The 25,662-nt window shown below is 41.9% G+C and carries 25 protein-coding genes and 1 pseudogene; 16 read left to right on the top strand and 10 right to left on the bottom strand.

Annotated elements, in window-relative coordinates:
• Positions 1-124: 124 nt before the first annotated feature.
• The 5 genes from CYLST_RS18320 to CYLST_RS18300 all read left to right on the top strand — a co-directional run bounded on the left by CYLST_RS18320 (position 125) and on the right by CYLST_RS18300 (position 5,154).
• Positions 125-1,783, top strand: a complete 1,659-nt coding sequence (locus CYLST_RS18320) for an ArnT family glycosyltransferase (RefSeq protein WP_015209213.1) — start codon at positions 125-127, stop codon at positions 1,781-1,783.
• Between the two features lie 10 nt (positions 1,784-1,793).
• Positions 1,794-2,237 carry an HlyD family secretion protein gene (locus CYLST_RS18315; protein WP_015209212.1) on the top strand — a complete coding sequence of 148 codons (444 nt, stop codon included), beginning with the start codon at positions 1,794-1,796 and terminating at the stop codon, positions 2,235-2,237.
• 71 nt (positions 2,238-2,308) lie between these two features.
• Positions 2,309-3,595 (top strand): MFS transporter, encoded by a 1,287-nt coding sequence (locus CYLST_RS18310; protein ID WP_015209211.1) that lies wholly within the window; start codon positions 2,309-2,311, stop codon positions 3,593-3,595.
• Between the two features lie 99 nt (positions 3,596-3,694).
• On the top strand, positions 3,695-3,823 hold the full coding sequence (locus CYLST_RS36380) for a hypothetical protein (protein ID WP_281172786.1): 129 nt from the start codon (positions 3,695-3,697) through the stop codon (positions 3,821-3,823).
• A gap of 479 nt (positions 3,824-4,302) precedes the next feature.
• Positions 4,303-5,154: an SDR family oxidoreductase gene (locus CYLST_RS18300; RefSeq protein ID WP_015209210.1), complete on the top strand. Its 852-nt coding sequence runs from the start codon at positions 4,303-4,305 to the stop codon at positions 5,152-5,154.
• 114 nt (positions 5,155-5,268) lie between these two features.
• Here CYLST_RS18300 and CYLST_RS34655 read toward each other — a convergent pair.
• Positions 5,269-5,394, bottom strand: a pseudogene (locus tag CYLST_RS34655) (Uma2 family endonuclease); the annotation flags it as partial.
• 170 nt (positions 5,395-5,564) lie between these two features.
• Here CYLST_RS34655 and CYLST_RS18295 point away from each other — a divergent pair.
• Genes CYLST_RS18295 through CYLST_RS18280 form a run of 4 tightly spaced genes read left to right on the top strand, consistent with a single transcriptional unit; the run spans position 5,565 to position 8,883 of the window.
• On the top strand, positions 5,565-6,275 hold the full coding sequence (locus CYLST_RS18295) for a hypothetical protein (RefSeq protein WP_015209208.1): 711 nt from the start codon (positions 5,565-5,567) through the stop codon (positions 6,273-6,275).
• A 3-nt stretch (positions 6,276-6,278) separates the two neighbouring features.
• Complete coding sequence (locus CYLST_RS18290) at positions 6,279-6,911, top strand: hypothetical protein (protein ID WP_015209207.1); 633 nt, start codon at positions 6,279-6,281, stop codon at positions 6,909-6,911.
• Positions 6,908-7,135: an ABC-three component system middle component 6 gene (locus tag CYLST_RS36560; protein ID WP_015209206.1), complete on the top strand. Its 228-nt coding sequence runs from the start codon at positions 6,908-6,910 to the stop codon at positions 7,133-7,135. Before CYLST_RS18290 ends, CYLST_RS36560 begins: the two co-directional genes overlap by 4 nt.
• Positions 7,132-8,883: an ABC-three component system protein gene (locus tag CYLST_RS18280; RefSeq protein ID WP_015209205.1), complete on the top strand. Its 1,752-nt coding sequence runs from the start codon at positions 7,132-7,134 to the stop codon at positions 8,881-8,883. The genes CYLST_RS36560 and CYLST_RS18280 overlap by 4 nt, the downstream gene beginning before the upstream one ends.
• 59 nt (positions 8,884-8,942) lie before the next feature.
• Here CYLST_RS18280 and CYLST_RS18275 read toward each other — a convergent pair whose 3' ends face one another.
• The 3 genes from CYLST_RS18275 to acs all read right to left on the bottom strand — a co-directional run bounded on the left by CYLST_RS18275 (position 8,943) and on the right by acs (position 12,114).
• Positions 8,943-9,428 carry a DUF4365 domain-containing protein gene (locus tag CYLST_RS18275; protein WP_015209204.1) on the bottom strand — a complete coding sequence of 162 codons (486 nt, stop codon included), beginning with the start codon at positions 9,426-9,428 and terminating at the stop codon, positions 8,943-8,945.
• Between the two features lie 4 nt (positions 9,429-9,432).
• On the bottom strand, positions 9,433-9,912 hold the full coding sequence (locus CYLST_RS18270; protein ID WP_015209203.1) for a DUF4365 domain-containing protein: 480 nt from the start codon (positions 9,910-9,912) through the stop codon (positions 9,433-9,435).
• A 231-nt stretch (positions 9,913-10,143) separates the two neighbouring features.
• The gene (gene acs / locus CYLST_RS18265) at positions 10,144-12,114 is read right to left on the bottom strand and encodes an acetate--CoA ligase (protein ID WP_015209202.1); all 1,971 of its coding nucleotides are present in this window, start codon (positions 12,112-12,114) and stop codon (positions 10,144-10,146) included.
• Between the two features lie 283 nt (positions 12,115-12,397).
• Here acs and CYLST_RS18260 point away from each other — a divergent pair, with 283 nt between their 5' ends.
• Together CYLST_RS18260 and CYLST_RS18255 are read left to right on the top strand one after the other, a co-directional pair.
• On the top strand, positions 12,398-13,093 hold the full coding sequence (locus tag CYLST_RS18260; RefSeq protein ID WP_015209201.1) for a hypothetical protein: 696 nt from the start codon (positions 12,398-12,400) through the stop codon (positions 13,091-13,093).
• Between the two features lie 54 nt (positions 13,094-13,147).
• Positions 13,148-13,600 (top strand): hypothetical protein, encoded by a 453-nt coding sequence (locus tag CYLST_RS18255; RefSeq protein WP_015209200.1) that lies wholly within the window; start codon positions 13,148-13,150, stop codon positions 13,598-13,600.
• Between the two features lie 114 nt (positions 13,601-13,714).
• Here the strand turns inward: CYLST_RS18255 and CYLST_RS18250 are convergent, their stop codons facing one another.
• Positions 13,715-14,143, bottom strand: coding sequence for a hypothetical protein (locus CYLST_RS18250; protein ID WP_015209199.1), 429 nt, complete (start codon positions 14,141-14,143; stop codon positions 13,715-13,717).
• Positions 14,144-14,460: 317 nt separating this feature from the next.
• Here CYLST_RS18250 and CYLST_RS18245 point away from each other — a divergent pair, with 317 nt between their 5' ends.
• From CYLST_RS18245 to CYLST_RS18235, 3 genes are all read left to right on the top strand, one after another.
• On the top strand, positions 14,461-14,805 hold the full coding sequence (locus tag CYLST_RS18245; protein ID WP_015209198.1) for a hypothetical protein: 345 nt from the start codon (positions 14,461-14,463) through the stop codon (positions 14,803-14,805).
• 426 nt (positions 14,806-15,231) lie between these two features.
• Positions 15,232-16,557, top strand: coding sequence for a salicylate synthase (locus CYLST_RS18240; RefSeq protein WP_015209197.1), 1,326 nt, complete (start codon positions 15,232-15,234; stop codon positions 16,555-16,557).
• A gap of 213 nt (positions 16,558-16,770) precedes the next feature.
• Positions 16,771-17,493 carry a TerC family protein gene (locus tag CYLST_RS18235; protein WP_015209196.1) on the top strand — a complete coding sequence of 241 codons (723 nt, stop codon included), beginning with the start codon at positions 16,771-16,773 and terminating at the stop codon, positions 17,491-17,493.
• Between the two features lie 89 nt (positions 17,494-17,582).
• On the opposite strand, the gene ndk is transcribed toward CYLST_RS18235, so the two are convergent.
• On the bottom strand, positions 17,583-18,032 hold the full coding sequence (ndk, locus tag CYLST_RS18230) for a nucleoside-diphosphate kinase (RefSeq protein WP_015209195.1): 450 nt from the start codon (positions 18,030-18,032) through the stop codon (positions 17,583-17,585).
• A 231-nt stretch (positions 18,033-18,263) separates the two neighbouring features.
• On the opposite strand from ndk, the gene speA reads away from it, so the two are divergent.
• Positions 18,264-20,282: a biosynthetic arginine decarboxylase gene (gene speA / locus CYLST_RS18225; protein WP_041233726.1), complete on the top strand. Its 2,019-nt coding sequence runs from the start codon at positions 18,264-18,266 to the stop codon at positions 20,280-20,282.
• A 74-nt stretch (positions 20,283-20,356) separates the two neighbouring features.
• On the opposite strand, the gene CYLST_RS18220 is transcribed toward speA, so the two are convergent.
• The 3 genes from CYLST_RS18220 to CYLST_RS18210 form a co-directional block, all read right to left on the bottom strand.
• Positions 20,357-21,523, bottom strand: coding sequence for a nucleotidyltransferase family protein (locus CYLST_RS18220; RefSeq protein WP_015209193.1), 1,167 nt, complete (start codon positions 21,521-21,523; stop codon positions 20,357-20,359).
• A 236-nt stretch (positions 21,524-21,759) separates the two neighbouring features.
• On the bottom strand, positions 21,760-22,587 hold the full coding sequence (locus CYLST_RS18215; RefSeq protein WP_015209192.1) for a segregation/condensation protein A: 828 nt from the start codon (positions 22,585-22,587) through the stop codon (positions 21,760-21,762).
• A 29-nt stretch (positions 22,588-22,616) separates the two neighbouring features.
• Positions 22,617-23,702 carry an AI-2E family transporter gene (locus CYLST_RS18210; RefSeq protein ID WP_015209191.1) on the bottom strand — a complete coding sequence of 362 codons (1,086 nt, stop codon included), beginning with the start codon at positions 23,700-23,702 and terminating at the stop codon, positions 22,617-22,619.
• Positions 23,703-23,810: 108 nt separating this feature from the next.
• Here CYLST_RS18210 and pdxH point away from each other — a divergent pair, with 108 nt between their 5' ends.
• Positions 23,811-24,455: a pyridoxamine 5'-phosphate oxidase gene (pdxH, locus tag CYLST_RS18205; protein WP_015209190.1), complete on the top strand. Its 645-nt coding sequence runs from the start codon at positions 23,811-23,813 to the stop codon at positions 24,453-24,455.
• Positions 24,456-24,535: 80 nt separating this feature from the next.
• Here the strand turns inward: pdxH and CYLST_RS18200 are convergent, their stop codons facing one another.
• On the bottom strand, positions 24,536-25,351 hold the full coding sequence (locus CYLST_RS18200; protein WP_041233725.1) for an Rpn family recombination-promoting nuclease/putative transposase: 816 nt from the start codon (positions 25,349-25,351) through the stop codon (positions 24,536-24,538).
• Between the last annotated feature and the right edge of the window lie 311 nt (positions 25,352-25,662).

The following is a 25,662-nucleotide window of genomic DNA, read 5'->3' as shown; positions in this document are numbered from 1 at the left end:
CAACTTTATTCCAAGATTTTCTTAATTCCGGGTACTATTTCCATCAGGATTATGTAATATATTTTAGTAATATTATGATACTTAAACGAGTCAGCTCGGCAGCATTCGCTTGCAATCAAATTCAATGCTATATAAACTAAAGTTCTTGCAGCCGATTTGGTGGCAAACACGCCTAGCTGTGGCATTACCGTATATTAGTTTGTTGGGTTGGATACTCCCCTTATTAATATTCAGTTCTGGGGAGAATAGCCTAATGGCACATGATGAAGGGCTTTACGCTTGGCGAGCGCGCCAGATGTTTGACTCTGGTGACTGGATCGCGCCTTGGAGCAATGCCCATCATAAAACCCCTGGACCCTATTGGTTAATTGCTAGTTCATACAAGCTGCTTGGTATTAGTGAATTTAGTACGCGACTGCCTGTGATGACTGCTAGTATTTTTGCCTTATTACTGCTCTATGAAATTGGCAAAATTCTGTTGGGAAAGAAGGTTGCATGGTTAGCTGGTGCAATTTTGAGTGTGGAATTTCTCTGGTTGCAATACTCTCGCTTAGGTACGCCTGATGTGCCGATGATTTTATTGGTACTTTTAGCTATTTTGTCTTTACTAAAAGCGGAATTACATCCTCGATATGGCTATTTTTGGAGTTTTCTGGCTGGGTTAAGTTTGGGTTTGGGCTTCTTAGTCAGAAGCTTTATGATTTTTTTACCTATCATAGCATTATTCCCTTATTTAATTTGGGAGCATCGCCGTCATCGTCATCTTGTTAACCCAATTTTATATTTAGGTTTGGTAGTAGGTTTGATTCCTACTTTCGCCTGGCTGTGGTTTGACTGGCTGCGCTACGGTAATTTAAGTTTTGAGCAGTTGTTCAATTTTGTTGTGGATCTAGGTTCTAAAGAACGTAATCGCAATGGAGTTATATTCTATTTTTGGAATGTCCCTTTAAAATCGTTTCCTTGGTTTTTATTCGGTCTGTTAGGCTTGGTTTTAACGATTCGTCGTCCGATTCCTCGCTATCAGTTGATATTAGTTGGTTTTCCCCTGGTTCTATTTGCAGAACTGAGTATTTTCTCAACTCGTTTATCTCACTATAGTTTGACCCTTTATCCCTTTATAGCAATGCTTGCGGCTGTGGGTTTAAATTGGCTAGGCCAAGTTTATGGTCTGATGGGGGAACCTGGCAAATCCTACTATCCGGAAATTAGGAAAGATCCACTTCCTCGGTATATCTGGATCATTACCCGTAACCTCAGTTATGCCTGTGGTGTGTTAGGAGTTTTACTTTTGTTAGGGGGTATAGTGGCTTTAGCTGGGGGTGGTGCTGACATTCGCAAGTATGCAACAATTGGCTTAACTATGGGGTTAGGTTGGTTAATTTTGCCTGTGGTGTGGGTTGGTCGTTACCACTTTGGTTATAAGTGGTTGACGTCTGATTATTGGGTGGCTGGTTGGCTAGTTCCCTGTTGGCTGGCGTTGGCTGTGGCTGGTAGTTTTGGTGTTTTAGGGGACTATAATCCTAGTTTTAGAACTTTTATCCAACAACCTGCGATCGCTAAAGTTCTCCAAACTCATCCGATCTATTTTGTGCAAGTAGGTGGAAAAACTGCTGTATTGCTCAATTTCTACACTCCCGTTCACGGTAAAAAGGTAGATTCAATTTCCGAATTGCCAGCTTTTAGCTATGCTTGGATCTCTGCACAACAGTCTGCTGAATTATCCCTGCCTCACCATGTTCTTGGTACTGTGCAAGAGTATCAGTTGGTTCAAGTCCTGCCCTAGGACAAAAGAAGTGGCACCGTCGGGGAAAAAACCGCTCTTCTTGATTTTGGCAGCATTGGGTGTAGGTGCGATCGCCGCAGGTAGTTTTGGTTATCGTTACTGGCAGTACACCTCTAGCCACCAGGAAACAGACAACGCCATCGTTGCTGGACACATCCACCAAGTGAGTAGCAAGATTCCGGGAACTGTCAGTCAGGTGCTAGTGAGTGATAACCAACTGGTACAACCAGGACAGTTATTAGTGCAGCTAGACCTACAAGATGATCAGAGTAAAGTACAGCAAGCAAAAGGCGCTCAGTTTGCTTTATTACCACCGGATAACGCCACAGGTAACTTTACCAAAATCGTCCAGCGTATCCCAGTAAAAATCGTTTTTGACCAAAAGAGCATTCAAAAATATAACTCGCGAATTACACCAGGGATGTCTGCGGAAGTTAGCGTAGAGGTGAAATAAAAGCATTTGTCTGATTTTAGACATTGGACAAAGATCATCAGCGCCTCCTCAAATGAGAATAATATCATCCTATGACTAATAAAGGTGCGACCAAAAAACTGCCGCTACTACCTGCATTCAGATCAAGAAATTACCAACTATTTTTTGCTGGGCAAGGTATATCTCTAATTGGCACTTGGATGACACAACTGGCCACAATTTGGCTAGTTTATCACTTAACAAACTCCCCATTAATGCTGGGAATTGTGGGATTTACTGGTCAAATTCCTAGCTTCTTTCTCGCTCCCTTCGGTGGGGTATTTGTGGATCGTTTTTCTCGCTATCGCACCTTAATTGGTACACAAATATTGGCGATGATTCAGTCATTAGCCCTGGCTGGCCTAGCGTTGACGGGGGTGATTCAGGTGTGGCACATCATCGCCTTAAGCTTGTTTCAAGGATTTATTAACGCCTTTGATGCACCAGCGCGGCAAGCATTTGTCCCAGAACTGGTTGAGCGCAGAGATGATTTAGCCAATGCGATCGCTATCAACTCAACGATGATCAATGGTGCGCGGTTAATTGGCCCGGCAATTGGGGGGTTACTGATAGCTGGTATCGGAGTAGGTTACTGTTTTTTAGTGGATGGACTGAGTTACATCGCTGTAATTGCTTCTTTATTAGCAATGAAAATTCAGCCGCAGCAAATCCCAGTAACTGGGGGTAATGTCTGGGAAAAAATTAAAGAGGGATTTCTTTACTCATTTAGATTTCCACCCATTCGCTCTATCTTATTGCTATCAGCTTTAGTCAGTTTTATGGGTATGCAATACATGATTTTTATCCCCATTTTTGCTGACAAAGTTCTCCATAGCGGGGCAGAAGCCCAGGGTTATTTGATGGCAGCATCAGGAGTTGGAGCTTTAGGAGGGGGAATTTATCTGACTACGCGACAAACGGTAGTCGGGCTAGGCAAATTGTTGGCATCGGCTCCAGCAATTTTAGGAATCGGTTTGATTGCTTTTTCTTTCTCCCGGTTTTTACCAGTTTCTTTGTGTGCAATGTTGTTTGTTGGCTTGGGATCAATCCTCCAAATTGCCTCTGCAAATACAATTTTACAAACCATCGTGGAAGATGATAAACGCGGACGAGTAATGAGCTTATATGGAATGGCGTTTTTGGGGATGATACCATTGGGTAATTTATTTGGAGGTATTTTAGCAAATTATATCGGCACTTCCAATACATTAATAATTGATGGTTTAGCTTGCATTATAGGGTCGATAATTTTTCGCAAGCAATTGCCTGCTCTAAGGAAATTGATTCGTCCAATTTATGAGCAGAAAGGAATTTTAGAAAGCGAGAAAGCTGCTAGATAAATATTTGCTCCTTCAATTGGGCCAACATTAGGAGGTTGGTTAACAGAAAATTTCGGTTGGAAGTATAATTTTTATATCAATCTCATTCCCGGATTATTAATGTTAGCTGGAGTTTGGCATGGTATTAAGCAAGAAAAACCCCAACAGCATTTGCTTAAACAGGGTGACTGGTGGGGAATTATCGCCATGGCGATTGGCTTAGGTTCCCTACAAGTTGTATTAGAATAAGGTAGTCGCAAAGATTAGTTTAGTTCAGGTTTAATTGTTCGCTTGAGTATAATTGCGGCGATTTTTATAGGATTATTTTTCTTGATAGAATTAACTCGCAAGCAACCATTTATTAATTTGCGGCTTTTGGGACGGCGCAACTTTGGTTTAGCCAGTATTGTAAATGTTTCGCTGGGCGTGGGACTGTATGGTTCAATTTATATTTTACCGCTATATCTCGCCCAAATTCAAAAATATAATGCATTGCAAATATGAGAAGTGTTAATTTGGGCAGGTGTTCCCCAACTGTTTATTATTCCTTTTCTTTTTACTCTTCAAAAAAGTCAAGGCAACTGGTGGCGCTGTTGGTCATTAGATTTAGGATAAAAATGGATTGTATGAATTGAAAAACCAGTTTTATCTACAAGTTCACCAATTAACATGGCTATTGCTTGACTCTGGAGTATACAGTAGGAGTTAAGTAAAGAGAAACTTTCAACATGAACTCTATTGTAATTACTGGGGCTTCTTCAGGCATTGGTTATGGGGCAGCAAAAGAATTTGTAACCAGTGGTTATCAGGTATTTGGCAGTGTGCGTAACGAAAAGGATGCTGAACGACTCACGGCTGAACTCGGCAGCAATTTTACACCGTTAATATTTGACGTGACTAATCAGCAAGCTATCCAACAGGCAGCTTTATCGGTGGAAGCAATTGTGGGTGAAAGCGGTTTAACTGGGCTGATTAACAATGCGGGAATAGCAACAAGTGGCCCGTTAATGCATCAATCTATTGATGAAATTCGGTTACAGTTTGAAGTGAATGTCTTTGGTCAGATTGCGGTTACTCAAGCTTTTTTGCCGTTACTGGGAGCGATAAAAAATGCAAAACATCAACCAGGAAGAATCATCAATATCAGTTCGGTTGGTGGCAAAATAGCTTTTCCGTTCATCGGTGCTTATGCAGGAAGTAAACACGCAATTGAGGGAATTTCTCATAGTCTACGGAGAGAACTTCAGCTTTATGGAATTGATGTGATTATCATTGCCCCCGGTGCAGTCAATACTCCGATTTGGGATAAAGAATCTGCCCAAGATTTCAGCCGATATGCTGAAACAGATTATGCAGAAGCAACAAATGCTGGTCAAAAATATATGCTTAAGCTAGGCAAAGCTGGATACTCTCTTGAAGAGGTGGGAAAATTCATCAGAAAAGTCTTTGAGACTCCCAAGCCTAAAACTCGATATAGTCTAGTGCCAAATTCAATTATAAACTGGATAATTCCCAAAATGTTACCTGATCGTCTATTAGACAAACTGATTGGAAAGACTCTGGGATTACTGCCAAAATAATCATAAATAGTGTTGCTTTACAAACCGTAGGATGCGTCAGGGGACGCATCGAAACCCATCAAATATAATTAATATTCATTCAACCAATTTTCTCCATGATTAATCAAAATCGGTGCGTTGGGGAACGCGCCCTACAATATCATCGAGTAGGATGCTTTGAGGATATTCTTGCCCATTTTTCTCGAATGTCCCGTCTGACTCTGGTAACTGGGTGTGGTCTGGTAATGTCAATTCTTTCATAATCTCTCTAATATTCTTTAGTCGTATAAATATCTTTCTCTTATCTGTTTTTATTTCCACTATATCTGAGATATAAAAAAATACTATTATGTGTTAATGTTTTGTGTATTCCTGTATTAAGCGCTACATTTAAGTGAAACTGCTTAATATAATTGTAAAATTATATAATTATGCCTTCACACTTCGACCTGAGACTCCAACACTTAGAAGACAACATTAGACAAGACAAAGATTTGCTCAAAGACTATGAAGATTCCTTACGATACGAAGATGATCCACGTCGCCAGGCTAGGTACAGGCGAGAAATTGAGCAATTGCGCGGATCTGCTAATCGTTATCAGAGCGAATATGAGGAATTGCGAGTGCAGATAACTGGTGAACCAACTGCACAAATGCAAAATGTAGCTATCCAATTGCAACAGATAAACACCAGAATAGATAGATTATCTGCTGGACAGAAGGCTATCTATGAAAACATTAATCACTTGCGTCAAGGACTACTAGCTCGTTATAGCGCTGGTGAACAGAACATAATTGCAGCCCTCACTGAACAGTTAGATCAATCTCAAATGGTTATGATTTCTACTGTTTTAGATGCAATAGAAACTAACCAAGTAACAGAGGGAGAAATGCAGCTTATTTTACAAGGGATACAGCAAAATATAACTAAATTACAACAAAGTGGTACTGCTTTACCTCCTAGTCAATCAGCCTTAGTAGAAGTTATCAATTCACCTGGATTAGATTTCAAGCACAGATTGAAAGTTGGTATACCTATTATTCCTTTTATTTTGGACTATGAAGGTGAATTAGAACTAGGAACTGGAATAAACTTAAAAGCAGCTTTGCAAGCATTGATGATGCGATTGAAAGGAGAGTAAATCGTGGATTTGCATCATCAGCGACAAAAAGACTTAGAAGAGCATCTTCAAGATGATTATACTTTACTTAAAGACTTAGAAGATGATTTGCGTCTTGCCGAAGAAAGCAGACCTAAAACAAAATTAAAAAAGCAGATCAAAGAAGTAAAAGATAGAATTTCTGAATATAAAAATGAGCTAAATTCTTTATCAAATTCTCCAAAAGAGCAAGATTTACTTGTTAATGCCATGACCAATATTACATTCAGAGAACTGGGTATGGTTACTGACGGAATCCTTAGTATGCCCGTAGAATTTGATGAAAGTTATACTGTTGTTCCAGTAGTTACAAAAATGTCTAAAAATGAACTGACTGGATCTGCTCAAAGGAGGCTGACAAGCGGTGTTATCCAAGCAAAAATGGTTGCCAAATATGTTGAAAATCAGATTCATGTAATTCCTGATTTTCCAGAAAAACTGAAGTCAGGATTCGCTAAGGAGTACGACAACCTTCGAGCGGCAGGATTAAAGGGAAATGCTTTATTGGATGCCTTGCATGAGTTTTCTTGCAATCGTAGTTCAGATTATGAGTTACGAGCGGCTGGTATAGCAGTATTGTACTACCTTTTTGAGAAATGTGAGGTCTTTGAGCGATGATTCTTCCCACAAAACACATATCTACTAGTCATTCTTTATTGGGAGTAGGTGCTAAAATATTAGAACAATTGTACCAACCAAGAACAGTTTCATCACTTTGGAGTGCTGTTGCTACTATGCCAGAAGTTGCCACATTTGAACGTTTTGTTTTAACTCTTGATCTCCTATACGCTATAGGAGCAATTGACATGGAAACAGGATTAATTCGGAGGTGTCACCGATGATTCATACTGTTCGCTGTAATCAAGCATCATTTAAAACAGTTCGGTTTAGACCTGGTTTAAACGTAGTTTTAGCAGATAGGACTGAAGACTCTGGGAGAAGAGATTCCCGTAATGGATTGGGTAAATCTACTCTTATTGAGATTATTCACTTTTGTCTTGGAGGTAAAATTCCACCAGCTAAAGGACTTGGTTCTAGAAATCTTCGTGGTTGGGCTTTTAGTTTAGAGCTTACACTTGCAAATCAAATTATCACTGTTACAAGAAATACTGAAGATCAAGCTCAGGTAATAATTGATGGAGATACTAATAACTGGCCTATTCAACCAAAACAACAAGAAGGTCAAAAAGTTCTAAGTTTAGATGACTGGAAGGCTGTTTTGGGAAACCTAACATTTGGATTAACCATTGATAATGAAGCTAAGAAATACAAACCTACTTTTAGAGGATTAATTTCTTACTTTATCCGTCGAGGACGAGACGCATTTTCTACACCATTTGAGCATTTCTCAAAGCAACCTGGATGGGATAAGCAAGTTAATAATTCTTTCTTATTAGGTCTTGCTTGGGAAGATGCAAGAGAACTACAGCTTTTAAATGATAAAAAAAAATTAATAACAGATATTAAAAAACTAAAAAAAGATACAGAAGATGGAGTCACAATTGCAATTTTTGGCTCTCTCGGTGAACTTGAAACTGAGAAAATTCAAATAGAAGCACAACTACGTGAACGAAAAGAAACTCTTAATAATTTTCGGGTAGCACCTCAATACCATGAATTAGAAACAACTGTTAATCTATTAACATCGCAAATTCATGAAGCAACCAATAAAAACATTATTGAACATAAACTACTGGAGTTTTATCAATCTAGTCTTGAATCAGAGGATGAACCAAGACCTGATGATGTCATTCGTATATATGAAAATGCAGGTGTTGAATTACCAGGTTTAGTAATTAGAAGGTTAGAAGAAGTAGAAATATTTCATCGCAAATTAATAGAGAATCGTCGGGAGTTTTTAGGAAACGAAATTAAACGTCTTAAAAGAGAAATATTAGCCAAAGAAACTTTTATTAGAGCCAAAACTAATGAGCGTGCAGAACTGCTCGAAGTGCTAAAGACGCATGGAGCTTTAGAAGAATATACAATGCTACAAGAAATTTATCTTGATAATGTAGCTAATCTCAATGAAATTAATAAACGCATCGAAGAATTAAAACAATTTGAAGAAGAAAAAAGTACGTTAAAAATTGAAAAAGAACAGTTACTGCAACGCGCACGCCGTGACTATGGAGAACGGAATGAGCAAGCAGAACGTGCTATTAATTTATTCCGCATTAACTCTCGATTCCTTTACGATGTTCCTGGAACACTTGTTATTGATGTAGGAAACAATGGTTTTAGTTTCCGAGTGGATATTAGACGTGATGGCAGTGAAGGGATTGATAAGATGAAGATATTCTGTTATGACTTAATGTTAGCACAACTTTGGTCAGAGCGTGATCCTTCACCCCGCATACTAATTCACGACAGCACAATTTTTGATGGTGTAGATGAGAGACAAGTATCTCTAGCTTTACAATGGGCTGACATAGAATCAAGAAGACTTGGTTTTCAATATATTTGTACATTAAATTCAGATATGGTTCCACGCTCAGAGTTTCCGTTAGATTTTAATTTTGATTCTTTTGTCAGACTTAGACTTACAGATGAGAGTGAGGAGGGAGGACTACTAGGTATTAGCTTTTAGAAAACAACTTGACGTTGCTTTAATTTTTTTCAGTTTATTGTAGGTTTAAATAAATTTGTTTATGCAACAAAATTAATCTTATGATCATACCAGTTATTGACTATGGCAATAATATTATCTATTTCTTGGTCATTCAGGTTTCTTAATTCATCATTTTCGTTAAATTTCAATGCAGCATTATTTCCGTCTTTGACAATCGGTTCTAAAATCCATTTGTAATAACCTTTATCATTATCTAATGTAAAGAAAAACAGGCAAAGTGGAAATGGTAAATCCTTGAAAGATTTTATGTTATATTTGATGTTTTTTAGCTTAAAAAAATTATGCTGCTGAATTAATTCAGAACTAGAAGCTGTAGCTTTTACTTGTACACCAAAAATTCTCCCGCTATAATTACCATCTTTGGTGATTGTGACTAAAAAATCTAAACCTCCTGCATCTTTTTGTGGCGGTTGAGAAATAATTAAGTCATCACGACGAGTTAAATAAACTTTTGTCAAAGCTTCGGAACGTAGACCAATGTACCAAGGTTGTTCTGTTTGCATATTCTTATCTCCATTGTTGGTCAGAAAATTGTGAAGCTAAATTATTATTTTTATATTGACTCCAAAAATTATTTACTTCGTGCCAAAGAATTTCTCTATTTTGTTTATTAATTGGAAACTGTGTAGAAAGGCTTGAAAGAGATTTTAAATTTTCTCCATTAGCCGAAATTACATAACCTACTTCTTTAATTTCATCAATCCCAACTATATAAGTTGGTGCAGGATACGATGCTAAACCAATTATAGATTCTTCTTTTAATTTCACTTTTAAGCGATTATCTTTTTTTGTATATCCTTGCCTGGTGGTTTTGACTTGTACAAAGAAATAAGGAATATATGAACCAGCCCCTACCAACTCAACGATAAAATCAACATACTGCCATTTATCTCCTAAAAATTGTGGTTTGAAAATGGGGCCAGCATCCGAGTGAAACTCTGTTATTAAGAGTTTAAATATAGCGTTTCCCGGTCTGGTGAGGTACATCTTTGAACCTAAAAGCTTTAACTAGCAAAGTCTGGATGTACCTCACTAGCATAGGAAACGCTATAGTGCTTCTCCTCTCTCTCCCAGTGCATCCCTCATTTTCTTGTATATATCCCTATCTTAATTCAGCAAATAATTTTATTCACAAAATACAGGGTAGGCAATTTTGCCCACCCCATAAAGTTAATTACACCTGTGCGTTAACCTTTTGCGTCTTTGCGTGAGACTCTCCTAATTTCCTTCCCGCAGCTTATCCAAGACACCGCGATCTTCTAAGGTTGAAGTATCACCAGATACCTCTTGTCCGGCTGCCAGACTCCGCAGCAAGCGCCGCATAATCTTACCCGATCGCGTTTTTGGCAAAGCGTCAGTAAAGCGAATCTCGCCAGGACGGGCGATCGCACCAATTTCCTTGACAACGTGCTGTTTTAATTCCTTACTCAGTTCCTCACTCGGCTGATAAGTGCCTTCTAGGGTCACAAAAGCAAATACTTCCTCACCCTTCAATTCATCCGGTTTACCCACCACCGCAGCTTCTGCAACCGCTGGATGAGACACCAACGCTGATTCTACTTCCATCGTTCCTAGGCGGTGTCCGGATACATTCATCACATCATCAACGCGCCCCATCACCCAGAAATAGCCGTCCTCATCGCGTCTAGCACCATCACCGGCAAAGTAAATAAAGTTGCCATCTTTGGGGGGGATATGCTCCCAGTAGGTGCGGCGGAAGCGTTCAGGATCGTTGTAGACTGTCCGCATCATTCCTGGCCAAGGATGACGGATTGCTAAATAACCGCCTTCGTTGTCGGGTAAAGAGTTGCCTTCCAAATCGACGACATCAGCCATAATTCCAGGGAAAGGACGAGTTGCGGAACCGGGTTTAGTAGCGATCGCACCCGGCAATGGTGTAATCATAATTCCCCCGGTTTCAGTTTGCCACCAAGTATCAACAATTGGGCAGCGTTCACGGCCAATTACGCGGTGATACCACATCCAAGCTTCTGGGTTAATCGGTTCACCGACGCTTCCCAGCAACCGCAGAGAAGAAAGGTTGCGCTTTTTAGGATGGTGTTCGCCCATTTTGATAAATGCCCGAATTGCCGTCGGTGCAGTATAAAAAACTGTAACGCCATATTTTTCAATTACATCCCAAGTACAACCAGGATTTGATGCACGAGTCGCGCCTTCATACATCACCGTCGTTGCCCCGTTAGAAAGTGGCCCGTAGACGATGTAGCTATGTCCTGTAATCCAACCTACGTCAGCGGTACACCAATATACATCAGTTTCTTGGAGGTCAAAGATCCATTTGGTGGTCATGTGGGTATATAAGTTATAACCCGCAGTTGTATGGACAACGCCCTTTGGTTTGCCTGTGCTGCCAGAAGTGTAGAGGACGAACAGCATATCTTCACTGTCCATCGGTTCGGCGGGACAATGGGCTGAGACACCTTTTTGCAAATCGTGCCACCAATGATCTCGCCCTGGTTCCATATGGGTTTTTTGCTTTGTTCGCTGCACCACTAACACATCTTTGATGTTGGGAACTGCGCCATCAGCTAAAGCTTTATCTACTTGTTCTTTGAGAGGAACGATCGCATCTTTGCGCCAACCGCCATCAGCTGTGATTACCAATTTAGCCTCGGCATCAATTAAGCGATCGCGCAAAGCTTCGGCACTAAAACCACCAAAGACAACGTTGTGGGGTGCGCCAATTCTCGCACAGGCTAACATCGCGATCGCCGCTTCGGGTATCATCGGCATATAGATGCCAACGCGATCGCCTTTTTTCACCCCCAATTGCTTCAGCACATTGGCAAACTGGCAAACCTCCCGGTGCAGTTGGGCATAAGTCAGAGTCCGCGAATCCCCTGGTTCCCCTTCCCAAATCAGCGCCGCTTTATTCTTACGCCAAGTGGTGAGATGTCTATCAAGGCAATTGTAAGAAATGTTAATTTTACCGCCAGCAAACCACTTAGCAAAAGGTGGCTCCCACTCTAGCACCTTGTCCCAAGTTCGGAACCAGTGCAACTCAATTTCCGCCAGATCCGCCCAGAACTGCTGGGGGTCTTCTTTAGCTTGGTCATAGAGGCGCTGATAGTCTTCCAAAGACCTAACATAGGCATTTTGAGAAAATTGAGTAGTGGGATGGAATAGCCGCTTCTCTTGTAGGATTGATTCTATATTTGGTTGAGACATGGTTATGAATGCAATTGGTATTGTTACTTCAGACTATTTTTAGCCCAGTTGTACCAGACAGTATTTAGATTTTCGTTAAGCTGCGCGGAGATTGCTAGGTTATCTCAACCCGACAAAATGCTCCTGCTATAACGGTAATCTGTTTCGTGACTTCCTCATGAATAGCGGATCAAAAACTTAGATGCGTAGCGGCTGATCTCCAGGTAGCACCGTCCAACAAAAATACTGAGAAAAGGTATAAATTTGTAAGAAGAGCATTAGTTACTGAAAAGTAGGGCATAGTTTGCAAGCAAAAGAAATTAAGGATAAGCTAAAGTTACTCATCGAGCAAGCCTCCTCGATAGACCCGAACTTAGCTAGAAGATTAGATGAAATCAACCGTTGGGTAAAAGATATCAAACCAGGCTCACTGACTGCTAAACCATTTGTCTTGGCTTTCCTCCTAGAGGTGATTACGGATTCTACAATTTGGCTGGTAATAAAATCTCTACCTTCCGAAGTAGAACAACAGTCAAAGTTCGAGCAAATGACACCTAACGAAAGATATTGGTATAGTTACCTGTTTCCTAGGTGGATAAATGCCACCGACTCCAAGTTTTATATTTGGAAGAAAAAAATGATGGCAGGAGAATTTAATCAAGATGATGGTGATATTATTAAATTAATAGCCCAAGATATTGTCCGTCGTGGAGGGAGTTTTTGGCAGCGCTATATTGCCGACCTTTCTATGGCAACCGATTTAATCATCTGCAATCATCAACAGAAACCACTGTGTATTCAAGTCACTAGTGTCGGTGAAGAATTTAATCGCCAAAAGTATCAAGACTGGCAAAACACACTCCAATTATGGGAAATAGAACGAGGAATGTTCTTAAGTTACAACCCCGGAGATGACAACTTTATCAACCAGTTAGTCACCCTGACACTATATAACAGTGATAATCTTGCTGATAGAAAGTATTTGAATTTTTCTGCATGATATCGAAACATTTATCTTGTCCTCTACATCCTTAACCCGCCCCAAACAGCATTTATGCTTAATCAAAAAGAAGTCAACAGCAACCCTCAAACAGACACATTTGCTGAAGCTTTAGCCGCTGCACGCAAAATGCAGCAGGAATGGCTAAACTACGGGCTTGATTTTGTCCATCTTTATGTTGAAGATGTAGATGGAGATTGGTTAGAAAATTGGGGCAGTGATGAAGATATCAGCGCTTCTGCATTAGATTCTATTAAAGAATTTCTAGTCAGCGATGATGCTGTGGCTGTGAAAATCAGGCAGAATTTAGGAGAACGTTCACTTTTTGAGTTAGCGGTGAACTTAGAAGAATCTTGGAGCATTACTGAAGCGAATCTCCGGAGATGTTCTGTGCGAAATTTGTTAATTGGTGGAGGAAATAACCATGAAACAAATTCCCAGATAGATGATGTCGAGTTATGGGATTTAGCAGATAATTTGTTGGCAAAGTTCGCAGAAATATTGTGATATTTCAGTCCTCAGGCTGAAGTCACTGGCTCCATAACGCAGCCTGCTAACCCAGGCTATATTATTCTTAGGCTTAAATCTGGGAATTTAGTTTTTAATAATTCTCTAATTCCACTAGGGGACAACGACAGTTTTTAATTCTTGGACGTGCTTTTTATAAACAAACCAGGTTTGCTGAGTTTCACTTTGCTGATCGCATAAGAGGGGTTGCTCAAATGTTACTTCCCAGTAATCAGCGATGCGTTCGCTATTACCTTTGGGAGGTGTCGGACTATTACTAATACTTCTTTTAATAGAAGAAACAAAAAATTTCTCACCTGGTTTAACAGGGCATTTTTTGTCATTTGCTATCTGAGATGATTGTTGATACCAGCTATCTCGCAGTTTGAAAGTAGTACCTCCCGTAGCCGTAACCCTAACTATGCGTACAGGAATAGTTTGAGAAGATACGGTATCGGGACTCACCACACCCAAAACCCCACAAACCACACCCAGACACAAAACTATTTTGTGGGGATGTAACTTAGTCTTACCAATCATCATGTTGGATTTCCTTAGTGTCTAGCATCACTAGCATATCTATTTAAACTATATATTACAATACAGTTCAGTTAAGCCTAAAGCTTAACGTCTACGTAGGTTGGGTAGACGAACGAAACCCAACATATCCGCGAATTTGTTGGGTTTCACTACGTTCTACCCAACCTACAATTCGTAACACATTTTTACCTAGCTTTTGGCAGCTTGTAGTCAGGTTATTACTTTTATTCAGTATAGATTTAGCAAAAAAAAGTTAACTTCGTCTCCATATCAGGGAATAAAAGCTTGTTGAAGCACAGGTAAGTAGGGTAAAAGCGTAGATGGCTGAAACTGCGGAACTGTTGCATTGCTCTCTGGAGCAATTGCTTAAGGAGATTACGGCGCTTAATCACGCTTGGAAAGCAGCGCGTGAACTTTTTGGTGAAAATTCATCCCTATCAACCTCATCACGAGATTTAAAAACCTGTTTGCAGGTGCGTTTGCTGAGAAGCTATGCACCAGAACAGGTTTATTTAGTTGAGGACACTGAAGCGGAGGGTGAAAAACTTTACAGCTTAAGACTTCGGGAACTGACAGATAACCGCTTGGATGCAGCACATTTGCCTGTGCGGGAAGCGAACACGGTTCTCTCTGCTGACGAAATCGCGCGATTTAGCAAGTTGTAATCAAGATAAACACGAGGGGTGCTTTGTGGGAATAGGAAAAATTTGGGACACAGTTTGGCAGAATGAGCCTTTTCACTGGGCTACGGCTTTTGTATTAGCGATCGCAATTTCGATAATTTCCCTTGGTCTTATGCTTTTTACGAAACCAATGAATATCAGGCTCTATTAGAAGAGTGTGGTTTAAAAGCCAAGCGGGTGGAGTTAAAACAGACCCATATGATTTTTCAAGGAAAAGAAGGATTGAGAGGGTTTATTCGATCAACGTTAAATTCCATTACTGCCAGGATACCTGAAGACTTACGGCAAGAATTTATTGGCGATTTAGTCGATAAATCTGTTGAAAGTAACCCTCCAGACAGCGCAGGTTTGATCTATGTGCCTCTTATGCTACTGGAGGTTGAAGCATCAAAAGATAGAAGTAAGCCCATGCACCAAATAGCAAGTGGTTTCCTAACTTATTACGAATTGTTCATCCCCGAACCGATGGAGCCTTTGATTCTGTTGCAGAATCTGCTGTCCTCAGGACGGTTTTCTAACTACGTGATGTACGAAAGTAAAAACTCAATACGCATTGCTGGAAATGTGTTAGCTGAGGTATCAGTAAGCACTGAAACCGTTTCACTTAGCTATAAGGGACAAACGATCTGTACGGAGGCGATTAGCGATCCACTCAAACAGGTAGAATCCGCCCTTGCCTCTTTACCAGTGAAAAATTGGACAGCTTATGGTTACGTAGGCTTCGATATATCCCGCTTCTACTACCCCTACTCAAAAGCAATCCAGCAGCCATTACTCTATTTTATGGTTCCAGAAACAGAAATTCACATCACTCCTAAGGGAGTATATGTCAAAAGCATCAGATTGCCAACGAAAATCACTGAAGTGTTATTCGGCGATAGCCAACTAAAAGACTATATCGCCACACCTATAGTCCTGGATTTTGCTGATAAACAGCATTATCAAAATCAGGTTGATACTATGATTTCGGCGATTCAAAGCGGTCAGTTACATAAAGCCATTATTTCCCGCCATCTGAAGGTGAAAGGCAATATGGATGTTCTTGGAACCTATGTATTAGGAGCCAAGAATAACAATTCAGCACGCTCATATTGTCTGGGTCTAGGAGATGTATCTGCTGTAGGCTTTAGTCCTGAGATTTTTATGAAATCCACCGCTGGTGGCTTCGTCGTTACCAATCCGCTAGCAGGAACTCGACCTAGAGGTTCTAGCTCAGAAGAAGATGCTAGTCTACAGGGCGAATTATTCTCCGATGCGAAGGAAGTGAAAGAACATGCACTTTCGATCTGGCTGGCGCAAAGCGAGATGGCTTCGGTTTGTTTGCCCCAAACTGTTCAGATTCTTGACTTCATGGAAGTGAAAAAGTACCGGACTGTGCAGCATTTATCATCACAGGTTGGTGGTCAACTCAAACAAGGATTGACCTCATGGGATGCGATGAAGGCTTTATTTCCTGGAATTACCGTATCCGGAATTGACAAACACCGGGCGCTGGAATGGATTGACCGTCTAGAAGACGAGCCGCGAGGACTTTATGCTGGTGCCATTGGTTACATAAACAGCGAGGGAGCGTCAGATTTAGCGATCGCCATTCGTTCAGCTTACCAATATGGTGATTCTGTCTACTTGAACGCTGGGGCAGGCATTGTGGCGGAATCATTGCCAGAACGAGAGTACATCGAGTCGGTCAACAAGATGAACACCATGTTGACTAATTTAGTCATGAAGTCTTAAGCAGGACTCGATCAATCTAATTCTTGAGTAAAAAATAGTCAAGCCGTAATATGGCGACGTACTAATTTTGGTTCTCTTTCCTGTAGCTAGTAGTAATCTTGTGGCTCACAGTCGCGTTAAGCTGAATTAAGAAGGTAGCAATTTATTGTACTTTTATAGTTAGAAAATCTCTGTACCTGTTAATTTTTAATTTTTCCTGCTTGAGAAACCTGGATGCTAGACCAAATTTTTGATTACCTGAACTTTCACTTCAGCATTGAAGCCTTAATAGTCCTGCTAATTTTGGTGATGTTAGAGGCGGTGCTGTCTGCTGATAATGCGATCGCACTCGCAGCAATCGCCCAAGGGCTGGAAGACAAAGAACTTGAGGGGAAAGCCCTCAACATTGGTTTAGTCTTTGCTTACGTCTTGCGAATCAGCTTGATCCTCACAGCCACTTGGGTACAAGCATATTGGCAATTTGAACTATTGGGCGCTGCTTACCTGCTGTGGTTAGTATTCCAACACTTTACCTCTGACGAAGGCGAGGAGAGTCACCACCACGGCCCGCGTTTTAAGTCGCTGTGGCAGGCAATACCAGTGTTAGCCTTTACGGATCTAGCTTTTTCTTTAGATAGCGTCACAACTGCGATCGCCGTTTCTCAAGAAAAGTGGTTGGTACTTACAGGCGCAACCCTTGGCATTATCATACTGCGATACATGGCGGGATTGTTCATCCGCTGGCTAGATGAATATGAAAACCTAGAAGACGCAGGTTATATTACGGTGGCTTTTGTCGGCTTGCGCCTGCTGTTGAAAGTGGTCAACGATAATTTAGTACCACCAGAATGGCTTGTGATTAGTGCGATCGCCCTCATCTTCATCTGGGGATTTTCCAAACGCACTGTCGTTGAATTAGCCCCAGAAGAAGCAGAGAAAACCGAAGTGTCAAAATAAGCAGGTGGGTCATGGGTCATAGGTAAGAAGCTTTTTCTCTTCCCCAATTACCCATCACCCATTACCAATTACCCATCACCTAGCCTAAATTATTCGTGCAACCAAGGTGTTAATTGCGGTTGCCAACTGACTAATTCTTCATCCTTAAACCACAGGGCAATTTCTTTTTGTGCCGTTTCTGGAGCATCAGAACCATGAATCAGGTTGCGCCCAATATTAATTCCAAAATCGCCCCGAATCGTTCCTGGCTCCGCGGTTAATGGGTTTGTCGCCCCAATTATTTTTCTCGCAGAGGCAATTACGCCATCACCTTCCCACACCATCGCTACCACAGGCCCGGAAGTGATAAATTCGACCAAACTAGCAAAAAAGGGTCTTGACCGGTGAACACCATAGTGTTGTTGTGCTAATTCCTGGCTGACTTTCAAGAACTTCAAGCCAACGAGGGTAAAGCCTTTAGTTTCAAAGCGACCGATAATTTCCGCTACCAGTCCACGTTGTACTCCATCAGGCTTAATTGCTAAAAATGTACGCTCCATTGCTGTCTCCCAAAACTTAATAAAATTTTTGAATTAGTCCGTTGTCTTTTGTTCAGTTGTCCTTTGTCCACTAGTCGAAAGGCTTTTTATTCTTAGCCAAGGACTAATGACTAATGACCAATGACTAATGACCAATCAGAGTTTATCGCAGAAATTATCTCGTTAGTGGATATCCGTTACCAGATGAATGCGTTAAATTGTTCGTGGGTAAAACACAGAGGTCAGGAAGAAATGGGTGTCGAGTCAAGTGCTACATCGGATGAGGTGGTTAAACTACCAACCAACGGACACAAGTCTGAAGTAAAAAATAATAAGCAAAAAAAGCTGCTACCACCTAGTAGTACTACAGGAGATTTGCCGCGCTCTTGGAAAATTGAGGATAGCGAAGACCTTTACCGGATTGAAGGTTGGGGACAGCCTTATTTTTCGATTAGCGCTGCTGGTCACGTCACTGTTTCTCCCAAGGGAGATCGTGGCGGTTCTCTAGACTTGTTTGAATTAGTCAACGCCTTGAAGCAGCGTAATTTGGGGCTACCGATGCTGATTCGCTTTTCCGATATTTTGGAAGATCGGATTGAGCGGTTGAATGCTTGTTTTGCTAAAGCGATCGCCCGCTACAATTACCCTGGCGTTTATCGTGGTGTGTTTCCCGTCAAGTGTAACCAGCAGCGGCACTTAATAGAAGATTTAGTCCGGTTTGGTAAACCCCATCAATTTGGTTTAGAAGCCGGCTCAAAGCCAGAATTGATGATTGCTCTAGCTTTGCTGGATACAGCAGGAGCCTTGTTAATCTGCAACGGCTATAAAGACCGAGAATACATCGAAACAGCAATGTTAGCCCAAAGACTAGGGCAAACGCCAATTATCGTCTTAGAACAGGTGGAAGAAGTCGATTTGGTGATTGCTGCTAACAAGCAACTGGGGATTAAGCCTATTTTGGGGGTTCGTGCTAAGTTAAGCACCCAAGGGATGGGACGCTGGGGAACTTCAACTGGCGATCGCGCTAAATTTGGGTTGACGATTCCCGAAATTATCGAAGCCGTGGACAAGTTACGGGACGCTGACCTGCTGGATTCTTTGCAGTTGTTGCACTTCCATATTGGTTCGCAAATCTCCGCGATTAATGTGATTAAGGATGCCATCCAAGAAGCCAGTCGCATCTATGTGGAGTTGGCGATGCTGGGCGGAAATATGAAATATCTCGATGTTGGTGGCGGATTGGGTGTCGATTATGACGGTTCGCAAACCAACTTCTACGCCTCGAAAAATTACAACATGCAGAACTATGCCAATGACATCGTGGCAGAGTTAAAAGATACCTGTGCAGAACGGCAAATTCCCGTACCAACACTGATTAGCGAAAGTGGACGTGCGATCGCCTCCCATCAGTCAGTGCTCATCTTTGACGTTCTCAGTACCAGCGATGTCCCCCTCGACCTCCCAGAACCCCCACAAGAGGGAGAATCCCCCATAATTAATTACCTTTGGGAAACCTACCAATCGATCAACAAAGAGAACTATCAGGAGTTCTACCACGACGCCGCCCAATTCAAAGAAGAAGCCATCAGCCGCTTTAATTTAGGAATTTTGCGCCTCAGAGAACGAGCCAAAGCAGAGCGGCTTTACTGGGCTTGTTGTCAAAAAATTCTCACCATCACTAGGCAGCAAGAATACGTACCAGACGAACTGGAAGACCTAGAGAAAATCATGGCTTCCATCTACTACATCAATCTTTCTGTGTTTCAATCGGCACCAGACTGTTGGGCGATCGACCAATTATTCCCGATCATGCCGATACACCGCCTAGATGAAGAACCAACGCGACGAGCGATTTTAGCAGACCTCACCTGCGACAGTGATGGCAAAATTGACCGCTTTATCGACCTGCGCGATGTCAAATCGGTTTTAGAACTGCACACCTTTAGGCCTGGAGAAGCCTATTATATGGGGATGTTCCTCAATGGAGCTTACCAGGAAATCATGGGCAACTTGCATAACCTCTTTGGGGACACCAACGCCGTTCATATCCAATTAACGCCCAAAGGCTACCAGATTGAGCATGTGGTCAAGGGTGATACGATGAGCGAAGTAGTAAGTTACGTGCAGTACGACTCCGAGGATTTGGTGGAAAGAATCCGTCAGCGTTGCGAGAAAGCCTTAGAAGACAAGCGCATCACCCTAGCTGAATCTCAACGACTGCTACAAACTTACGAGCAAAGCCTGCAAAGATATACGTATTTGAATAGTTAGTTGTTAGTGGTCATTAGTCCCAAGTCTCATAACTCATGACTAATGACCAATGACTAATGACTAATGACTAATGACTAATTAGCATTTGTCCCCAACAATTCAGCGATCGCTTGTCGCTCAACAGGGGTGTTGGATGGTGGTGTCTGACGGGCATCGGTAATCAGCCAGTCTAAAGCAGCAGCTTGGACATCTATCGCCGCCCCGGTCTTATCCACGCAGTAACGTCCAAACACCAGCTTATCAACCAAGCGGACTCCCGGCCCTAAGCGCGACCATTCAAAAATCACACTGTTTTCTACTGTTGCACCGCTGCATATCCAGCAATTAGGGCCGATCATCGCTGGCCCGACGATTTTTGCCCCGTCTTCGATTCTCGTCATCCCGCCAATATAAACTGGGCCTGTGATCTCCACTTTGTCCCAATTCACAGCAACATTTAAGCCAGTGTAGATTCCAGGAGCAACTTCATGACCAGGAATTTGCACGTTTTTGATTTCCCCTAGAAGTACACCGCGAATCGCTCGCCAGTAATCTGGTACTTTACCAATATCTACCCATTCAAAATCCATTGGGATAGCGTAGAAAGGGGCATTGATTTCCACCAGTTTGGGGAACAATTGGCTACCAATGTCATACTCTACTTCTGAGGGGATATAATTAAAAACCTCAGGCTCAAAGATGTAAATACCTGTATTGATGTTGGTACTGAGGGCTTCTTCTGTTGAGGGTTTTTCTTGGAAAGCTTTGACGCGATGATCTTCGTCAGTGACGACCACACCGTAACTAGAAACTTCTTCTTCGGGGACAGATTTCGTGATGATGGTAGCAATTGACCCCTTAGATTTATGCCACTTAACTGCCGCAGTCAAATCCAAGTCAATCAAAGCATCACCGCACAACACCACAAAAGTATCATCAAAAAATGGCGAGAAGTCTTGAATTCGCCGCATCCCCCCAGCAGAGCCGATGGCAGCGCCCTCGAGTTTACCATCAACAATTTGCCCTTCAAACGAATAGGCAATCTGCACACCAAACCGCTGACCATCACGGAAATAGTTTTCTATTTCTTCAGCTAAATGGCTAACATTGACCATAATCTGGTCAAATCCATGTTGGCGTAATAATTCCAGCAAAAATTCCATCACTGGCTTTTGCAGGATGGGAATCATCGGTTTGGGAATGGTATAGGTAATAGGACGCACGCGAGTACCCTTACCTGCCGCGAGAATCATCGCTTTCATAAAATTTTATTCCTTAGCCACAAACCAGTTTGCTTTTATCGAGTGATACTTTATCATCTGTTTTTATTTCTGCTCTAAATAATCCCTAAAAACAGGCATAACAGGAATTTGCTGGTTGTCGCAACCGTAGGTATGACCAGATCACCAGCGATCAGTTATCTTTTAAATTTACTCGGATTCTGAGTTTTGCTAAAGCAAAAATTAGTAAATTATCTGTATGGCTGGCTTGGACAGACTCAGTTTATTTGCTGCTCCAAGGGTTTGCAGGCGTTGGCTGATTCTGTGATTAAGCGAATTTTAATCTCCTGGTAAAAGTCCTCTTGAAATAGCTCTACCTTGGATTGAGCACTGAGAAGTAATAGCGCCCAAAAAACGCTAACTAGCTGGCTGTGTTCTGACTCATGGGCAGAACCATTCTGGTATGGTTGCTTTGTTTGAGTCCACATCTGTACAAGTTGTTCCAGATTCAACCAATTATGTTCTAAATGTAGCTTGCTTGCCCAAAGATGCAACACCTGCTCCAGTTCAAGAGCTACTTCCGTCAGATTTTCGTGGTGAGCTAACTCTAGTGCCTCCCGCATAGTTTGGACACTGGGCTGACGCTTGAGACGGTTAGGTTTGCTGACTTGGGGTACAAGTTTTAGCTGGTTTGCCATGATCTGCAATTGATCAATTAACTCTTGCAGGGTGACGCGGCGTTTTGGTGGTGGCATTGCCGCTGTACGGCGACGCAAGTGTCGCTCTAATTGGAGACGATGCGCCTGATGTAACGTCCCGTCCTCGCTCACCAGCATATCATCTACTACATCTTCTTGGGTTTCACTTACGGTTGACAATTGTACCAAGGTGTTAGCTTTGAATAATACTAACATGGATGCTGATAAAAAAGCCTGTCCAGACTGAGACAAATCGGCTTCATAGCCTCTTGCTGTTACCTCCGGTGCCATTAGCTCTAAGTAACGGTCAATCACCTCAATCACCTGGACATCCCAAGGGTCAATTTCCCCTCGTTTTGCTTGGTCAATCAGGAGTGTAATTGTTTTTAATAGCTCGGAAGCATCCATCTTTAACTTTTAACTTATAAATTTTTGTCTTAATCTAAAGTTGAGTCATGACCAATAGTCACACTTGAGCCAAAGTTATTGGACTTACCGCTCTTGATAGCATCGAATGTACCTTTGACAGTACCAGCAATTGGCACAGCTACCAGTGTCCCCAATAACCCAGCAATTTCAAATCCCATCAAAATTGCCACAAAAATCCAGATGGGATTTAGTCCGATAAAGTCACCGAGTAACTTGGGGGCTAACAGATTATCTTTTATTTGTTGCATGAGAATCGCCATTGCCGCAACTGGAAATGCCAACCACCAATTTTGCAGGAGTAACAAAATCGTCACTAAACCAATGCCTAGAGTCGCCCCAATAAAGGGAATAAGTTCGCTCATACCGATGAGTATGGCAAATAATAAAGCAAATGGTACTTTGAGAAATAAGAAAATTGGGGTGAGGGTGACGATCATGAACAGCCCTAACAATAACTGGCTGAGGAAAAAGTTCTGGAAATTTAGCCGTAAGGCCGCCGTTAAGGGAACGCCAATATTAGACGGTAAGAGATTGACTAGACCAGTCCAAACGCGATCGCCATATAGCAGCATATAAAACGCCAGCACGACCACTAACACCATGTCAAGTAATCCTGACAACAAGGTGCCAGCAAATCCCACTGCACCAGAGGCTATCTGCTGCACCAGATTTTGAACATTGGCGTTGATTTGATTACTCACCACCCGCAGATCAAGGGGTAAACGCCGCTGCTTGGCCAAAGCCTCAAATTGCTCCAGGTTGGCTTGACTTGTGGCTAACCAATCAGGAATCTTATTTAATAGTTGGATTGTTTGGTCAATTAACAGCGGTACGAGGGTGACACCCAAAATAATCAACAAAGTTAAAGTTAAAAGCAAAACGATGATTACCGCTTGAGTACGCGTAATCCGCGCCCGTTCAAAGAATTTAACCGGGTAATTCAGTAAAAAAGCCAGAATCGCTGCAACACTCAGAATAGTGATTGGATGTTGGAAATAACGAAAAAATACAGACAGCAGCCAGACGTTAAGAGCGATAATCGGGCCGCTCAGACCATAGATTAACAGGCTTTGAACGGAGGCAGAACGGCGCATCTGATGCAATCTCTTTTCGAGACTCCTTGAGAAAATTTGCTCAACAGGTGTTGGCGCTGATCATCATCATAGATATTTTTTACATAGACGTGTATAAAGCAAATCACAATGGACAAAACTATATCTGACCTCCGCAAGGACTACACCTTGCAAGATTTGAGTGAAAGTGAAATTGACCCTAATCCTTTTATCCAATTTAAAATTTGGTTTGATCAGGCACTAGCCGCACAACTTCCTGAACCCAATGCTATGACTATTGCCACCGCCACACCAGATGGTAGTCCATCGGCGAGAATGGTACTGCTGAAAGATTTTGATGAACGCGGCTTTGTCTTTTTCACTAACTACAACAGCCGCAAAGGACAAGAATTAGCAACGAATCCCTGTGCGGCATTAGTTTTTTGGTGGGCGGAACTGGAACGCCAAGTGCGGATTTTGGGGACTGTAGAAAAAATTTCTTCAGCGGAGTCTGATGGGTATTTTGAGATGCGTCCGCCGAATAGTCGTCTAGGTGCATGGGCATCTAATCAAAGTGAGGTAATTGCTAGCCGCGAAGAATTAGACCAGCGGTTGCAGAAATTTCAGAGCCAATATGCAAATAAAGAGGTTCCCCGACCACCTCATTGGGGAGGCTTGCGAGTGATCCCCACAGAAATCGAGTTTTGGCAAGGACGCTCTAGCCGTTTACACGATCGCTTGCTGTATACTCGCTTAGATGATGGAGGCTGGAAGATAGCGCGATTGTCACCTTAATTTTAGGCAGTTGATGTAGTAAATTAACCAGCGGTTACATCCCTTAGCAATAGCGGGCTTTTCGGCCCGCACCACTTTCTTTACTGATTTTCAGACTTTGGCTCTACAGCTTGCTGAACTTGGGTAATCTCCAACTCTAACGCCTGTGCTATCTGTTCTACAGTTAAGCCCAGTGCTAATAATCTAGGTGCAGCTTCTAATTTTGCTTTTTGTTTACCTTCTTGTTCACCTTCTTCTCTACCTTCTTCTCTACCTTCTTGATAAACCCGTGTTTGCTTCAGCTCGCTTAAGCTAAACATTGCTTCTATCTCCTTTCGGCTCATTTGCGGAAATTTATAAACCAAGATAGTCTCGATCAATTCTAATAATTGTTGCTGTGGGAATGGTAAATTTACAGCTTGCTGGGTACGGTTGATTAATTCCCTGGCGATGGTAATTGCTGTTTGTTCATCTTCAATTACTAATTTAATAGTAGCAATACCTATGGGAAGTGATGCAACTGCCCCTAATTCATCTAAATAAATTCTACTGATGCGTTGGCTGAGGAAAAATTCTAAACAATCTTCTTTATCGCCAATGTCTATGTTTCTACTAGGATAAATCACCACGCCTCGCCAAGAGTTGCGGCGTCGATTTTGCCGGAGATATAAAAAAGCTTCCGAAACTAGGCGAATGTAAATATCAGAGTCTGGTTGAAATTGGACTTCGACAAAATAAATCTGGCTTTCTTCATCTTGGGTAGGAAGAAATACACCGTCGATTCTGAAGGCTGTTTGCTTAATTTCAACGGAAGAAAATTGATAGATGTTTGCAGTTTCGGGAGGGTTGCCAATTAGTTCAAAGAAAATGCTGGGAAAATCTTGAAATAGGCGATAAAAGATGCTGTCTGTTTTCACGCTGAAATTTAGGCGCGGTTTATAGTTGTTGTGGCTCGCAATTATAAATGCTCCGGCTTGCAAACAAGACATTTTCTGGCTCACATTATTTGCAACTGAAATGTTGGTTCGGCGCAAATTAGCTGCAACTAGGCTCAGATTATTTGCAACCAGTTTGCAATCATTACTCTCCGGCTCACATTAATTGCAAATAAGGGGGGTAAATGAGCAATCGTACATCTATACGCGGTGGTTGATGAAGGTGGAACCTTGTCGGTGGAAGGATAAGATTGCCGTTTTTACGTGCTTATGCTTCCAATTGATTTCGGCAA

The organism is Cylindrospermum stagnale PCC 7417 (assembly GCF_000317535.1).
Classification (GTDB): Bacteria; Cyanobacteriota; Cyanobacteriia; order Cyanobacteriales; family Nostocaceae; genus Cylindrospermum; species Cylindrospermum stagnale.
Note: the sequence above shows the minus strand (reverse complement) of the source record. Positions and strands in the feature narration are given on the sequence as shown.